The following is a 15,491-nucleotide window of genomic DNA, read 5'->3' as shown; positions in this document are numbered from 1 at the left end:
CAGCGAGCTCCACGCCAGGGCAGCCGGTGCGATCAGCGGCTGAGCGTCGCGAACTTCCGCACGGATAGCGGCACGAACACGGCAAGCATGACCACGGCGAAGATCAGCACATAGATCACCGGGTGCTGCAACGGCCATGCGTCGGCCGTCGGGGAGTTCTCGGGAACGTTGCCGAAGAGCACACGGGCCGCCTGCACCAGCGCGGACACGGGGTTCCATTCCGCGAAGACGCGGAGGGGACCCGGCAGATTCTCGCTCGGCACGAATGCGTTCGAGATGAACGTGAGCGGGAAGAGGATGAGGAACGAGGCGTTGTTGATGACCTCGGGGCTCCGTACCGAGAGTCCGAGGAAGCTCATCACCCACGAGAACGCGTACGAGAACAGGATGAGCAGTCCGACGCCCGCCACGAAGCCCACGACCGACGACTCGACGCGCCAACCGACCAGCAACCCGGTCAGCATCATCACCACGAGCGAGAGCACGTTGATGACGAGGTCACCCACCGTTCGCCCGATCAGGACCGCGGACCCGTTCATCGGCAGCGTGCGGAATCGGTCGATGATCCCGTCCTTCAGATCCTGCGCCATGGCCGAGCCGGAGTAGGTCGAGCCGAACACGATCGTCTGCGCGAAGATTCCCGCCATCAGGAACGACGTGTAGCTCTCGCCGGGGATGTCGATCGACGAGCCGAACACGAAGGTGAACAGCAGCACGAACATGATGGGCTGGATGAGCGTGAACACCAGGATGTCGGGCACGCGCACGATCTTCTTGATGTTCCGCCACGTCGCGACGTAGCCGTCGGAGAAGAACCGGCTGATCGCGCTGCCGGGAAGCGGCTGGAGTGCCGCGGTGGACGTGCGGGAGGCCGACCCACCCGGGGGGATCGTCGTCATGCCACCGCCTCCTCGTCTGACGTCGCCTCGGCCGCGTGGCCGGTGAGCTGCAGGAAGACGTCGTCGAGGGTCGGTCGCCGCATCCCCGCGTCGTGCAATTCGATACCGGCCGCAGCCACTTCCGCCATGATGCTGCCCAGCGCGTCCGCGCCGTCGGCGACGGGGACGACCAGCGTGCGTCCCCCATCGGACACGACGGTACCGGTGCCGTGACGCTGCAGAATCCGCTCGACCGCGGGCGCATCCGCCTCTTGAGCGAAGCTGATCGCCACGCGCTGCCCTCCCACGGATGACTTCAGCTCGTCGGCCGTACCCTCGGCGATCACCCGCCCGTTGTCGATGATCGAGATCGAATCGGCGAGGCGGTCCGCCTCTTCGAGGTACTGCGTGGTCAGCAACACCGTCGTGCCGCCCGCCACGAGCGACTCGATGATGTCCCACAGCGCCAGCCGGCTCCGCGGATCGAGCCCCGTGGTCGGCTCGTCCAGGAAGAGGACGGGCGGATTGATCACGAGGGCGCCCGCGAGGTCGATCCGGCGCCGCATTCCGCCCGAGAATCCCTTCACCGGGCGGTTCTGCGCGTCGACCAGATCGAACAGCTCGATGAGCTCATGCGCGCGCTCGGCCGCGCGCTTGCGGCCGAGGTGATACAGCAGACCGACCATGAGCAGGTTCTCGAAACCGGTCAGGTTCTCATCCACCGCGGCATACTGGCCGCTGGCCCCGCTCATGCGTCGAACGGCCTGGGGATCGGCGAGGACGTCGATTCCGTTGATGTGCGCCGATCCGGAGTCGGGCTTGATCAGCGTCGTGAGGACCTTCACCGTTGTGGTCTTGCCTGCGCCGTTGGGCCCGAGCAGCGCGGTGACGGTTCCCTCGGGAACCGTCAGGTCGAGGCCGTCGAGCGCCCGCACGGTGGGAGCGCCCTTGGGCTGATAGGTCTTGACGAGATCCCTCGCCTCGATGAAGGCCATGCGCGCGATCGTACCCCGGGCCGGCGACGTCGGCGTAACAGCCCGACGGTCAGGACGTCTGGGACCCCTCGACCCACGCCAGGTACTCCTCCGAGACCGTGCCGGTTACGTAGTGCCCATCGAAGCAGCTCATATCGAGGTCCGTGACGTCCGAACCCTCGAGGATCGCGGCTTTGAGGTCCTCGACCTCTTGATAGACGAGGTAGTCGCAGCCGAGCTCTTCCGCGATCTCGGGGATCGTGCGGCCATGAGCGACGAGCTCCTGACGCGACGGCATGTTGATGCCGTAGACGTGCGGAAAACGCACGGGCGGGGCGGCCGATGCGAACGTCACGGTCTTGGCACCCGCATCCCGTGCCATCTGGATGATCTGCTGGCTCGTCGTGCCGCGCACGATCGAGTCGTCGATCAGCAGGACGTTCTTGCCCTTGAACTCGCTCGACATGGCGTTGAGCTTCTGCCGCACGCTCTTTCGGCGCACCGCCTGCCCGGGCATGATGAACGTCCGCCCGACGTAGCGGTTCTTGTAGAACCCCTCGCGATACTCGATGCCGAGCTTGCGAGCGACCTGCATGGCGGCGGGCCGCGACGAGTCCGGGATGGGCATGACGACATCGATCGTCCCGGTCGGGGTGTACTTGGCGATCGTGTCGGCAAGACGGTCGCCCATGCGCAGGCGGGCCTCGTACACCGAGATGCCGTTCATGATCGAGTCGGGACGCGCGAGGTAGACGTACTCGAAAGAGCACGGTGCCAGCCGCGTGTCCTTCGCGCACTGGCGCGTGTGGAGGTGCCCCTCGAGGTCGATGAACACGGCCTCGCCCGGCATGACATCACGGACGACGTCGTAGTCCCCGTTCTCGAGCACGAGGGACTCGGACGCGACCATCCACTCGTACCCGCCTGCCGCGGTCTTGCGCGTGCCGAGGATGAGGGGACGGATGCCGAACGGATCACGGAAGGCGAGCAGCCCGTGGCCCGCGATCAGGGCGATCGTCGCGTACGACCCCTCGACGCGCTCGTGCACGCGCGAGACGGCCTGGAAGATCTGGTCGGGGTCGAGGTCGAGGCCCGAGATCGACGCCTGGAGCTCGTTGGCGAGGACGTTGACCAGGAGCTCGGTGTCCGAGCTCGTGTTGAGGTGACGCCGGTCCTTCGAGAACAACTCTTGCGTGAGCTCACGCGTGTTCGTCAGGTTGCCGTTGTGCACCAGCACGATGCCGTACGGGGCGTTGACGTAGAACGGCTGCGCCTCTTCTTCGTTGCCCGCCGTGCCCTTCGTGGCGTAGCGGACGTGACCGAGCCCGATCGTGCCGAGCAGCGCACGCATGTCACGGGTGCGGAACGCCTCGCGCACCTGCCCGCGCGCCTTCGCGAGGTGGAAGATCCCGTTCGGCTCGGCCGTGGCGATGCCCGTCGAGTCCTGGCCGCGGTGCTGCAGAAGCAGCAGGGAGTCATAGATCTCCTGGTTGACCGGCCCCTGGCCGACCATTCCGACGATGCCGCACATGGGGGTTAGTTCGCTCCATCCGCGTAGGAACCGACGAGCCGCACGGCGCCGCCGTCGACCCCCTTCGCCCCCTGTTCGAAATCTCCCTCGGGCAGCGCATCGCCGCGCACGACGCCCACGGGCCAGGCGGCGATCCCGTCGCGACCGAGCGCGGCCACCGCGGCGTCGGCCTGGTCGGCCGCGACGACCGCGAGGAATCCGATGCCGAGGTTCCACGTGCCCTCGGTCTGCTCCAGCGTGATGTGTCCCGCGTCGGCCAGCACGCGGAAGACCGGAGACGGCGACCAGGTCGCACGGTCGACGTCCACCCAGGTTCCCCGGGGGAGAACCCGAGCGAGGTTGGCCGCGATCCCGCCGCCCGTGACATGGCTCAGGGCGTGGACCCCGGCACCGGGTCGCAGATCGTCGACGAGGCGGAGGAGGGGGGTCGTGTAGAGCCGAGTGGGTTCGAGGAGTGCCTCGCCCCAGGATGTCGCGACACCGAGTTCGTCGGCACGGTCGGTGTATCCGATCCCACGGTCGCTGACGATCCGGCGAACCAGCGAGAAGCCGTTCGAGTGCAGACCGCTCGAGGCCAGGGCCAGCACGACATCACCCGGGACGATCCGCTCGTGACCGAGGACATCCGCCGCCTCGACGACACCCGTCGCCGCTCCGGCGATGTCGTAGTCGTCATCGGCGAGCAGACCGGGGTGCTCGGCGGTCTCGCCGCCGACGAGGGCCGTGCCCGTCTCGGCGCAGCCGCGCGCAATGCCCGCGACGATGTCCGCGATGCGCGCCGGCACGACCTTGCCGCACGCGATGTAATCCGTCATGAACAGCGGCCGGGCGCCGACCACGACGATGTCGTCGACGATCATGCCGACCAGATCGATGCCGACCGTGTCGTGTTTGTCGATCGCGCGGGCGATCGCGATCTTCGTGCCCACGCCATCCGTGCTCGTCGCGAGAAGCGGATGATCGAAGTCACGAAGAGCGCGCGCGTCGAAGAGGCCGGCGAAGCCACCGACACCCCCGAGGACTTCGGGACCGTGCGTCGCACGCACCGCCGACTTCATGAGTTCTACGGCGAGGTCGCCGGCCGCGGTGTCTACTCCTGCGGCGGCGTATGGGTTGAGCGAGGCTGAGGCCACCCGCACAGCCTACCGGCCCGCCCGAGGTGCCGGATTCGATCGGGGCCCGTCGTGGCTCCGGCGCTCGGCGCGCACGGGTGGCGCCACCTACAATGACGGCATGCCCAGCGCCGCCGGTCCGGAGTGGGTGATCCGCGAGGACGCGAACATCGCGGTCATCCTGGCCCTTGCGCTGCGTCAGCTCGTGGGCGTGCGATGGCCGGACGAACTGCCTCCCCTGCGCGGTCTGCCGTCGAACGAGTCCCTACGCGACGAGCAGGAGCAGTCCCGCCTCGAACGGCAGTGGCGCGAATACTGGGCGATGACCGTCGAACCCCAGGCACACCCCGCCTCGAGCCCCCTCGACCTGGTCGACGGGTTCGAGACCTATGTCGCGCTCCCCGTCGAGGGCTTCGACGACCTGCGCGAGGCCATCGCTCCCCATACGAGTGCCGTGGCGTTCGCGCGAGCCGCACACGATCGCCACGCGGGCAACGCCCTCGGCAAGGCCGGTGTCTCGTACCGCGCCTATGCCGGGGCGATCGCGCAACACGAACGAGAGGTCGGGCGCAGGGCACACGCCTTCGAACTCAACGTGCAGGTGCTACCGCTCACCCAGCGTGGCGTGTGGTGGATCGGGTCGCTCACGATCGCGGTCACGGACGGGCTGCGCAGCGACGTCGTCGCATTCGACGCGGCGATCCATCCGATCATCGCCGAGCTCGCATAAACGCTGCCTCAGAACGGCGGTGGATCCGTGTTCGGAGTGAAGCGGATTGCCGAGGGTGGTTTGTCGATGTAGACGTGACCACCCGGGGACGTCCACTCCAGTACTCCACCGCCGAGTTGGCGAACCGTCCAGGCTGTTTCGCCCTTCAGGGTGTGGTGTCGTTTGCAGAGACAAGCCAGATTGCAGGTGCTGGTCTCGCCGCCCAATGCGTAGTCGAGGGTGTGGTCCCGGTCGCACCGGTGTGCGGGTTGCCGACATCCGGGGAACCGGCAGTGCTGATCCCTCGCCCGCAGGAACCGCTTCATATCCGCAGACGGCGTGTACCTATCGACCGCGAGAACACAACCCGTGATCGGATCCGCGAGGACGCGATCCCACCCGGTCGCGTGGCCGGCGAGGGCGCGGGCCGTGGCGGGGTCGATCGGACAACGCCCGACCAACTCAGCGGGCTCGTCCGTCACACCCGCCAACGCGAGAGCGGGGACCGTGACGTTGACGATCCCGCGAATCGCGCCCAGTCCGCCGACGCCGTCGGAGAGACCGGCATCCGTTTCCACGCAAGGGGTGGTGGTGAGGAGCATGTCGGCGACGAGGTCCGCACGAATCTGATCCACGGTACGGGTGTCTGTCGGATCGGCTTTCTTGATCGCGTGGGCTTGCTGAGTGATCCGGTCGTGCATCGCATGCGCCAATACGGCCGGCTGGGTTGAGATGAATTCCGCCATCCCGTCGCCGATGTCCCGCACACACGCGCCTCGCGAGGCTCGTGCTTCTTGATGGCGTTCCGTCAACGTCCGGGGCTGCAGAGACTCTGCCAATCGCGCCAACGTCGACCCGAGCCGCCCCGGCGTCGTCCCCTCCGCCCGGGCCAACGCCGCAGCCTCGAACTCCGCCCGCGCCTCCACATCGGTCAGGGGCAGTCCGTGTTCCATGATCACCGCAACATGCCCCGCACTCACCCGCCCTTCGTCCCAGGCATCGAACGTCGCGGGGAACGCCTCGGCCAACACGGCCGCGTCGTTCATGCGGCGCTGCACCGTCCGATCCGACATGTTCGCCGCAACACCCAACTCCGCCGCCAACGCTCGCACCGGCAACTCCGCCTCACGCGACGACGAGGATGCGAGTTCCGCGACCCGACGCATCCCCAGATCCGCCGCATCCGCCAACACGCGCGCCTGCACAGCCTGCGCCCGCGCCACCACCCGCGACGCCTCCGCAAACCGCACCGCGAGATCCCGCGCGGCAACATCGACGTCGGCCATATCGACGCCCACGGTGTCGGCGGGAGCGAAGCTGTTCGAATGCATGTTCGAAACTCTACGGACGATCGCCGACATCCGAACCCCGAAAAGCACCCAAATCACGCCGAAATCGCGACGAGAAGATGAGAGTTCTCCCATCTGGAAACCGGAGGTCGAACGGGCGCAGAGTGCCGCGCGAGCGGACGTCAGTCGGCGACGGTCTCGTGGTCGAAGCTCACGGTGCGCGCCCGGCGACGCGAGACACGGTCGAACAGCAGGGCCACGAAGCCCCCGACGGCGAGGCCGACGGCGATGCCGATGAGGGCGAGGAATCCGAAGACCTGCATCGACGAGTACGTGACATCGGTCAAGGGGCTCGTCGTCTCTTCACCCGTCGCAAACGTGAGGATGAGTGCGACCAGGACTCCGAGCGATGCGCCCACCGTCAGGAAGACGCCGTACTTGGGGGCCCGACGCACGCGTCCCTCGACGATTTCGTTGCTCACCCCTCCATTGTCGCACCTACACGGTCGGGCCGGCCGGGTCGCCGGAGCCCGCTGCCGTCATCGTCGCTTCGGCCGCGTGGCGACGCCGGACGATGATCGCGACGCCGATGGCGGCGATCAGCGCCAACCCCACTCCCCCGGCGATCCACGGCCAGACGGGCAGCGGATCGGTGGTGCCCGCGGCATCCGTGTCGGGCGCGGCGAGCGGCTCGTCGCCATCGACCGGGACGACAGCGGCCGCGACACCACAAGCGGCGGGCAACGGGACCTCGAGCGTGAGCGGGTCGAGCCGCTCGCCCGCGGGGTAGCTGCCGAATGCGGTTGCGCCGGCGGAGGTCAATGTCACCGCAACGGCATCGAGCGTGATCGCGTCCGGGCCCACGGCATGCGTCGGCACGGCGAATTCTGCGAAACGCACGCCCGTCATCGCAATGGACGCACCGGACTGGGTCGTGCCCGTGATGTCGAAGACGACGTAGCCGACGTCGCCCGCGAACTCGATGCGCGCGGCGCTGAGCGTCGTGTCCAGCGCGCCGTCATGGCCCGTGAATCGAATCGTGCCGCCGAAGTCGACGACTCCCGCGAGCGCATCCGACGTGTCGATCGATCCCGATCCGCCCGTCCAGACGAAATCGGGGTACTCGTAGGCGACGCCCGCGAGTTCCCAACCACCGCCCGCGATGCCCTCGATGTAGGTGCGGAAGGACTCCTTGAAGCCCCACCGCATCGACGCACCGTCCACGACACACGCACCGACCGCCGCGGCACGCGCCAGCGTGAAGGTCACACCACGCGAGACCGATCCCTGGAACGTGAGGGTGTGATCGCCGTCGGCGAGCGTTGCCGGGAGCGAGCCGGTCCAGGTCACGACACCGGATGCGTCCGCCACCAGGTCGGTCGCCAGCACGGTCGGCGTCGAGTAGACCACGACGGCGATGCCGGTCTCGCCCGCGCGGAAGCCATCGACCCGGATCGTGACGGGTGCGCCCGTGGAGAGCGCCGCGAGCGACCCGGGGTCGAGCACGATGCCGGTCGTCGCCGGGGGCGTGGGTGGGATGGTGCGTGTCACCGCGGTGCTGACCTTCGCCGCCGCGACGGTGCCCGAGGAACCCGACGGTGCCGCGGCTTGCGCGCCGATCGTAAGGGTGATCGGGTCGAGATTGCCGTACCGGCCCTGGAACAGGGCGCTGCCCGCGGGCGTCAGCACCACCGGGGCTCCGCTGAAGGTCACCGCTCCCCCGTCGACGCTGCGTGCCGCGACGCCGACGCTGACCGTGGCGAGCTGCATGCGCGAGCCGTTACTCATGACCCAGAGCTGAGCGGATGCCGGCGAGGCGAACCGGAACTCGGGGTTGGCGATCGACAGGTCGAGCAGACCGCCGTGGCCCGTGAACCGCACGCCGCCGGTGTACATCACGGTGCCGACACCCGTGGTGCGGTCGTAGGTCGAGCCGGAAGCCTGGCCGAACTGGAAGAGACCACCCGAGCGGGTCGCGCCGCCCGAGACGGTGATGCTGCCGTGCGCGATGGTCCCCGTGACATAGTCCGCGAACGACGCCGAGATACCCCAGCGCAGCGAACCGCCCGCGACGGATGGGGCCGGAGCGGCGGGATCGACCGGTGTCGGCGGGACCTCGGGCTGTTCGGGCACCTCGGGCACCGTGCCGGGGAACAGGATGTCCCACTGCGTCGACGAGATCGGCACATCCGCTCGCGCGTAGATCGTCTCGGCGGTCGGGTTGCTGTGACCGCGCCAGACGATGACCTCGTATTGCTTGGTGCGGTCGAGCTTGTCGGTCGGGGCGACGAGGGTCTTGTCGAACGCACCGCCGGTTATCGCGCCCGGCGTCATCCAGTAGCCGAACGCGACGTACCCGCCGCCACTCGTGAGGGCGCCCTCCGTGCCCTTCTCGATCACGGCCGCGTAGGCACCGGTGATGTCCCCGAAGTCCGAGCCGACGACACGGACCGAGGCACCCTCGGCCTGCGTGGCGACGGGCACGGAGACGTCGAGTGATGGGGGCGGTGTCAGGGTCACCGGCACGCTCAGCTCTTGTGCGGCGTTCGTGACGCCGCCCGCCGCGTAGGTGTACACACCGTACGTTCCACCCGCTGGCGGGGTCGCGGACTCGGTCACCGTGACGGTCGTGCGGAACGAGCCATCCGCACCGATGGGCGCCCACTGCGCACGGATGAGCGACTGGTACGCGCTCGGCACCTGGTCGAGCACGCTCTCGGCGAGCGCCCACTTCTGCGAGGTCGCCTTGCGCGATGCGCTCGGGGCACCCTCGGACGGACGCCACTGTTCCGCGAAACTACCGAACACGACGTACGTGCCCTGCGGCAGCGTGCTCGGGATCGGTACGCCACGCCCGCCGACGTTCGCGGCGGGGTCGTATCCGGTTCCCGCGACGACGAGGGTGTCGCCGAAATCGACGGCGTTGTCGCCGAGCGGGGTCACCCCGTCGGCGAGGTAGACCGTGAGCGCGGGCGCGGGCATCACGTCGACGATGACCTCGCGCTCCTGAGCCGCGTTCGTCACGCCGCCCGCGCCGTAGGTGTAGACCCCGTATCGCCCGCCGTCCGCGAGCGCGCTCGGGCGGGTGACGGTCAGCGTGGTCTCGAACGATCCATCCGCGGCGATCGGCGTCCACTGGGCGCGGATGGCGCCCTGGTAGTTGCTCGGAACCTGGTTCAGGACCTCTTCGGCGAGCGCCCACTTCTGCGATCCGACCTTGCGCGTGCTGCTCGCGGCGCCCTGCGACGGCTGCCAGGACTCGGCGAAGTGGCCGAACACGACGTACGTGCCCTGCGGCAGCGTGCTCGGGATCGGCGCACCGCGACCGCCGACGTTCGCCGTCGGGTCGTAGCCCGTGCCGCGCACGACGAGGGAGTCGCCCGCGCGCACGGTCGTGTCGCCGACGGGCGTGACACCGTCGGCCAGGAAGACAGCGAGCTGGGGAGTGGATGCCGGAGGCTCTGTCGGCTCGGTGGTGGGCTCGGTCGTGGGCTCATCAGTGGGCTCGGTCGAGGGCTGGTCGGTGGGCTCGGTCGACGGCTCGGGCTCGGGCTCGGTGGGCGGGAAGACCGCATCCCACTGCGTCTCGGTTATCGCCACGTCGGCGCGGGCATAGATCGTCGACGAGTTCGCCGGCGAATGCACCTGCCAGATCAGCACCTCGTACGTCTGGCTCCGATCGAGCGAGCCGGGTTCCGCCGTCAGTGCGAACGACGTGGCACCGTCGACGATCGACGGGAACGGCATGGCGAACGCGGCGTATCCCCCGCTGCCGCTGATGCCGGATTCCGTTCCCTTCACGATGAGTGCCGCATAGGCCTGCGTCGCCGTGCCGAGGCCGGATGCCTCGACCGCCACAGCCAGGCCCGCCTGTTCGGATGCGGCGGTCACCGTTCCCGAGATCGACGCACCGTCCATGGCGCGTGCGGGAACGGCCGCGAAGGCGCCGGCCGCGATCAGCAGGATCGTGAGGAACGCCGCGAAGGGGCTGCGTACAGGGGTGATCGTCGGTGCTGCGGTCACGATGATGGGTCTCCGAAAGACACGCAAAGCGGCGCTCGATCGGTGAGGAACGAGATCGCCGGCGATGCCGGATGGTCGGGATGCGTGAGGTTAGGCTTAGCTAACTCGATGCGGTTCCGACGGTAGAGGATCGACTCAGGTTTCGTCAAGATTTAGGTTAGCCTTGCCTAATGCGACGCTTCATCTCCCTCCTGCTCGTCGCCGCCGTCGCCGGCCTATCGGGGTGCGCGGTCGTCGGGGCCGAGGCATCCGACACCTGCGTCCACGCCGACGCCCCTCTTTCCTCACTGAACCTCACCGAGGACGTCCGCACGACCACGGGAGGGTCCACCGCCTGCCTCTCGACCCGCGGCGTGGTGCCGATCGAGGATGCGACGGCGCCCGAGCTCCCGGTGACCGTCACGGACGCCGAGGGGCGCGAGGTCCAGATCACCGACGTCGGCCGCATCCTGCCCATCGACATCTCGGGCACGATCGCGGCGACCGTCTTCGGCCTCGGACTCGGTGGAAATGTCGTCGGGCGCGACCTGTCGACGGGGTTCGCGGGCACGGAAGGCCTGCCCGTCGTGACGAAGAGCGGGCACACCCTGAACGCCGAGGCGATCCTCGAGTTGGCTCCCAGCATCGTGCTGACCGACACGTCGATCGGCCCGAAAGAGGTTCGCCAGCAGTTGCGCGAGGCGGGCATCCCCGTGGTCGTCGTCTCGTCCGAGCGTCGCGTCGACACCGTCGACGACCTCGTGACCGAGATCGCGGCAGCCCTCGGTGTGCCCTCGCGAGGTGCGGCCCTGGCAGCGCGCCTCTCCACCGAGGTCGACGAAGCCCGGGCCGAGATCGCGGCCATCGCGCCGACCGAAACGGGCAACCGTGCGCGGATGATGTTCCTCTATGTCCGTGGGAACGCGAACATCTACTACATCTTCGGACGCGATTCGGGGGCCGACTCGCTCATCGATGCCGTGGGCGGCATAGACGTCGCCGCCGAGATCGGCTGGGAGGGCATGAAGCCCATGACGGCCGAGGCCCTGGTCGCGGCACAGCCCGATGTGCTCGTGATGATGACGGGCGGTCTCGCCTCGGTCGGCGGAATCGATGGCCTCATCGAGCGCATTCCGGCGCTCGCCCAGACTCCCGCCGGTCAGCACCGCCGGGTCGTCGACATGGCCGACACCGAGATCCTCAGCTTCGGCCCGCGCAGCGCCCAGATCATCCGCGCCCTCGCTCGCGCCGTCTACGCCCCGGCCGACTCCCCCACCCCCATCGCGGCATCACCGGGCGCGACGCGGTGACCTCGACCAGCGCCGGCGCAGAGAGCGCCGGCACGGAGGTGGTGCTGCCGACGCCCTCCACCAACCGCCGCCTGCGATTCCTGATCATGACGATCGCCCTGGTCGGCGCACTCGTCGTGACGATCGTCGTCTCGCTCGGTGCGGGCCAGTTCGCCGTCTCGCCGACCGAGGTGGTGGGCATCCTGCTCCGCGCGGTCGGCATCAACACGACCTGGGCGCCGGAAGCACCCACCGCAACGGGCGTGCTGCTCGACATCCGGCTGCCGCGCATCGTGATGGGCCTGCTCGTCGGGGCCGCGCTCGCGGTGTCGGGCGTGCTGATGCAGGCGATCTTCGGCAATCCGCTGGCCGATGCGGCGGTGGTCGGCGTCTCGTCGGGTGCGGCACTCGGCGCGGCCACGAGCCTGACGTTCGGGCTGACGATCTTCGGGCTGTGGACGACGCCCGCGTGGGCCTTCGCGGGCGGGTTGATCGCGGTCTTCTCGGTCTACCTGATCAGCCGATCGGGTGGCAGAACCGAGGTCGTGACACTGCTGCTGACGGGCATAGCGATCAACGCGATCGCCGGGGCCGGACTGGCGTTCCTGACGTTCGTCGGCACGACGTCGACCCGCGAGCAGATCGTCTTCTGGCAGCTCGGCAGCCTGAACGGCGCGCTCTGGCAGAACATCGCGCTGATCGTGCCACTCATCGTCGTCGGCGTTGCGGTCGGCGTCGGCGTCGCCCGTCGCCTCGACCTGTTCGCACTCGGCGAGCGCACCGCCCGGCACCTCGGCGTGCACGTCGAACTGCTGCGCATCGGTGTCATCATCACGGTCGCCCTGCTGGTGTGCGCCGCCGTCGCCTTCGCGGGCATCATCGGCTTCGTCGGACTGGTCGTGCCGCATCTCATGCGCATGGCGATCGGTCCCGCGCACCTGCCGCTCGTCATCACCAGCGCGCTCGGCGGCGCCTTGCTGCTGGCCCTCGCGGACCTCGTCGCGCGCACGGCCGTACCCCTGGCCGACCTGCCGATCGGCATGATCACGTCGCTCGTCGGCGGGCCCTTTTTCCTGTGGCTGCTCGTGCGCACGCGCAAACGGGCCGGAGGCTGGGGATGACCGGGCGCGCGGATGAGCCGCGGATCGCTGCATCCGGCGTCCGCGTGATGCCGGATGCCTCGGGCCGACCGATCCTCGACGGCGCCGCCATCGAGGTCCGGGCGGGCGAGGTACACGCCCTGGTCGGACCGAACGGCGCGGGCAAGTCCACGCTGTTCGGCGTGCTCGCGGGTGACGTCACGCCCACCGCGGGCACCGTCGTTCTCGACGGGACCGACCTGCGTCGGCATTCACCCCGCGAACTCTCGCGGCTTCGGGCCGTGCTGCTGCAACAGAACGCCGTGAGCTTTCCGTTCTCGGTCTCCGAGGTCGTGCGGATGGGCCGCGCACCGTGGGCACGCACCGCCGACGAGGCGGACGACGACGCACGGGTGACGGAGGCGATGCGCGCGACCGAGATCGAAGGGCTCGCGGATCGCACGGTGACTTCACTCTCGGGCGGCGAGCGCGCCCGGGTCGCACTCGCCCGTGTGCTCGCCCAGACCACGGGCATCCTGCTGCTCGATGAACCGACCGCCGCCCTCGACCTCAAACACCAAGAGGACGTGCTGCGGGTCGTGCGCGACCGCGCTCGGGCGGGCGACGCGGTCGCCATCGTCCTGCACGACCTCAATGCCGCGCTCGCCAACGCCGACCGCGTCACGCTGCTCGATGGCGGACGCGTGGTGGCCTCGGGGGCGCCGGAAGACGTCCTCACAGCGGAAAGGGTCGCCGCGGTCTATCGGCAGGCCGTCGACGTTTTCCCCCACCCGATCACGGGGGTGCCGCTGGTCGTTCCGCGACGCTGAGGGGCCGCGGGATGTGCGCAGCGAGGCTCAGGGGTTGAGAGGCAGCAGGTTGGCGAGGTCGGCCCGGCTTCCGGAGGCATGCACCCGACCGGATGCCACGGCAGCGGGCCACGACTCGGCTCCGGTCGCGAGGGCGATCCAGGTGGCGGCATCCGTCTCCACGACGTTCGGCGGCGTGCCGCGCGTGTGCCGGGGTCCCTGCACGACCTGCACCGCGCCGAACGGCGGGACCCGCACCTCGACCGTGTTGCCCGGCGCCTTCTCGGTCAGCAGCTGCAGCAGATAGCGAACGGCGGTGGCGAGGTCGGTGCGGGCGGGCGTTTCGGCGGCGCGCACGGCGGCGAGTGCGGCGCGACCCGCCTCGGTGGTGATGGCGCGCGGCATGTGTCCACGGTAGCCCCTGCACAACGTCGCAGATTCGTGCGGCACGACGACGATCGGGCGCCAGAAGGGGGTTGCGCCAGCGGGCTTGCGACGTTGTGCACGGCTGCCGTGTGTGACAGGCGTCGATAGGCTGGCGACGTGAGAATCCTCGTCCTCGGTTCCGGTGCCCGCGAGCACGCCATCATCCTGTCGCTGCGGTCGGAAGACGCGGGGCACGAGATCTTCGCGGCCCCCGGTAACGCGGGCATCGCGCGCGACGCGACGATCGTCGCCGTCGACCCCGTCGATCCCGGCGCGGTCACCGAGTTCGCGAACGACGAGGCCATCGACCTGGTCGTGATCGGGCCCGAAGCGCCTCTCGTCGCCGGAGTGGCGGACGCGCTGCGCGAACGCGGCATCCCCGTCTTCGGCCCCGGCCGTGCCGCGGCGCAGCTCGAGGGGTCGAAGGCCTTCGCCAAGCGGGTCATGGAGGCGGCCGGCGTGCCCACGGGACGCGCGCTCCACGCGCGGACGACCGACGAGGTCGCCGACGCCCTCGACGCGTTCGGCGCACCGTACGTCGTGAAGGCCGACGGACTGGCCGCCGGCAAGGGCGTGCTCGTCACGACCGACCGCGACGCCGCCCGCGCGCACGCCGATGCCTACCTGGTCGATGGTGCGGTGCTGATCGAAGAACACCTGTCCGGCCCCGAGGTCTCGCTCTTCTTCATCTCCGACGGCGACACCGTGCGGGCACTCAGCCCCGCGCAGGACTACAAGCGCGCCTTCGATGGCGACGCGGGCCCGAACACCGGCGGCATGGGTGCGTATTCACCTCTGCCGTGGCTGACCGAGCGCTTCGGCGGCGAGGCCGAGTTCGTCGAGCTGATCACCCGCGAGGTCGCGCTACCGGTCGTGAGACACCTGGATGCGGCAGGCACCCCGTTCATCGGACTGCTCTACGCCGGGCTCATCGTGACCGACGGCGGAGTGCGTGTCATCGAGTTCAACGCCCGCTTCGGCGACCCCGAGACACAGGTCGTGCTGCCGCGCCTCGTCAGCCCCCTCTCCGAACTGCTGATGGGCGCCGCCTCGGGCACGCTCGAGGACGTCGCGCCGCCTGCCTTCGCCGAGGCGGTCGCGATCACGGTCGTCGTCGCCAGCGAGGGTTACCCGGCAGCACCCGTGACAGGTCGACCGGTCGGCGGACTGGATGCCGCGGCGGCCGTCGACGGCGTGCACCTGGCCCACGCCGCCACGGCCCAGGACGGTGGCGGGCTCATCTCCACCGGCGGCCGCGTGGTGGATGTCGTCGCCCTCGGCACGACCTTCGCCGAGGCCCGCAAGCGCGCCTACGAAGCGGTCGATCTGATCGCGCTCGAGGGATCGCACCACCGCACCGACATCGCCGCGGGCATCATCGAGCGGTGAGCCC

13 protein-coding genes are annotated in these 15,491 nt (G+C 69.3%); 5 read left to right on the top strand and 8 right to left on the bottom strand.

The window, feature by feature from the left end:
• Nucleotides 1-32: 32 nt before the first annotated feature.
• Genes CGU35_RS17065 through purM form a run of 4 tightly spaced genes read right to left on the bottom strand, consistent with a single transcriptional unit; the run spans nt 33 to nt 4,516 of the window.
• The gene (locus CGU35_RS17065) at nt 33-899 is read right to left on the bottom strand and encodes an ABC transporter permease (protein WP_100812651.1); all 867 of its coding nucleotides are present in this window, start codon (nt 897-899) and stop codon (nt 33-35) included.
• On the bottom strand, nt 896-1,873 hold the full coding sequence (locus CGU35_RS17060; protein ID WP_100812650.1) for an ATP-binding cassette domain-containing protein: 978 nt from the start codon (nt 1,871-1,873) through the stop codon (nt 896-898). The genes CGU35_RS17065 and CGU35_RS17060 overlap by 4 nt, the downstream gene beginning before the upstream one ends.
• Before the next feature lie 49 nt (nt 1,874-1,922).
• A complete protein-coding gene (gene purF, locus CGU35_RS17055) occupies nt 1,923-3,383 on the bottom strand; it encodes an amidophosphoribosyltransferase (RefSeq protein ID WP_100812649.1) in 1,461 nt (486 codons plus the stop codon).
• A 5-nt stretch (nt 3,384-3,388) separates the two neighbouring features.
• The gene (gene purM / locus CGU35_RS17050) at nt 3,389-4,516 is read right to left on the bottom strand and encodes a phosphoribosylformylglycinamidine cyclo-ligase (RefSeq protein ID WP_181003469.1); all 1,128 of its coding nucleotides are present in this window, start codon (nt 4,514-4,516) and stop codon (nt 3,389-3,391) included.
• Between the two features lie 100 nt (nt 4,517-4,616).
• Between purM and CGU35_RS17045 the strand changes: the two genes are divergently transcribed.
• A complete protein-coding gene (locus CGU35_RS17045) occupies nt 4,617-5,225 on the top strand; it encodes a zinc-binding alcohol dehydrogenase (protein ID WP_100812647.1) in 609 nt (202 codons plus the stop codon).
• 8 nt (nt 5,226-5,233) lie between these two features.
• On the opposite strand, the gene CGU35_RS17040 is transcribed toward CGU35_RS17045, so the two are convergent.
• From CGU35_RS17040 to CGU35_RS17030, 3 genes are all read right to left on the bottom strand, one after another.
• The gene (locus tag CGU35_RS17040; protein ID WP_157814042.1) at nt 5,234-6,535 is read right to left on the bottom strand and encodes an HNH endonuclease signature motif containing protein; all 1,302 of its coding nucleotides are present in this window, start codon (nt 6,533-6,535) and stop codon (nt 5,234-5,236) included.
• A gap of 140 nt (nt 6,536-6,675) precedes the next feature.
• Nucleotides 6,676-6,975, bottom strand: coding sequence for a potassium transporter Trk (locus CGU35_RS17035; protein ID WP_100812645.1), 300 nt, complete (start codon nt 6,973-6,975; stop codon nt 6,676-6,678).
• A 16-nt stretch (nt 6,976-6,991) separates the two neighbouring features.
• Nucleotides 6,992-10,516: an HtaA domain-containing protein gene (locus tag CGU35_RS17030; protein WP_100812644.1), complete on the bottom strand. Its 3,525-nt coding sequence runs from the start codon at nt 10,514-10,516 to the stop codon at nt 6,992-6,994.
• A gap of 170 nt (nt 10,517-10,686) precedes the next feature.
• On the opposite strand from CGU35_RS17030, the gene CGU35_RS17025 reads away from it, so the two are divergent.
• From CGU35_RS17025 to CGU35_RS17015, 3 genes are all read left to right on the top strand, one after another.
• Nucleotides 10,687-11,805: a heme/hemin ABC transporter substrate-binding protein gene (locus CGU35_RS17025; RefSeq protein ID WP_100812643.1), complete on the top strand. Its 1,119-nt coding sequence runs from the start codon at nt 10,687-10,689 to the stop codon at nt 11,803-11,805.
• 86 nt (nt 11,806-11,891) lie between these two features.
• On the top strand, nt 11,892-12,905 hold the full coding sequence (locus tag CGU35_RS17020; RefSeq protein ID WP_100812848.1) for a FecCD family ABC transporter permease: 1,014 nt from the start codon (nt 11,892-11,894) through the stop codon (nt 12,903-12,905).
• Complete coding sequence (locus CGU35_RS17015) at nt 12,902-13,693, top strand: heme ABC transporter ATP-binding protein (protein ID WP_100812642.1); 792 nt, start codon at nt 12,902-12,904, stop codon at nt 13,691-13,693. The genes CGU35_RS17020 and CGU35_RS17015 overlap by 4 nt, the downstream gene beginning before the upstream one ends.
• A gap of 27 nt (nt 13,694-13,720) precedes the next feature.
• Here the strand turns inward: CGU35_RS17015 and CGU35_RS17010 are convergent, their stop codons facing one another.
• The gene (locus CGU35_RS17010; RefSeq protein WP_100812641.1) at nt 13,721-14,077 is read right to left on the bottom strand and encodes a sterol carrier family protein; all 357 of its coding nucleotides are present in this window, start codon (nt 14,075-14,077) and stop codon (nt 13,721-13,723) included.
• 138 nt (nt 14,078-14,215) lie between these two features.
• Between CGU35_RS17010 and purD the strand changes: the two genes are divergently transcribed.
• Nucleotides 14,216-15,487, top strand: coding sequence for a phosphoribosylamine--glycine ligase (gene purD / locus CGU35_RS17005; RefSeq protein ID WP_100812640.1), 1,272 nt, complete (start codon nt 14,216-14,218; stop codon nt 15,485-15,487).
• Nucleotides 15,488-15,491: the final 4 nt, after the last annotated feature.

The organism is Microbacterium sp. BR1, assembly GCF_002812725.1.
In the GTDB taxonomy this organism is placed as follows: domain Bacteria; phylum Actinomycetota; class Actinomycetes; order Actinomycetales; family Microbacteriaceae; genus Microbacterium.
This window is presented reverse-complemented; position numbering and strand designations above follow the sequence as displayed.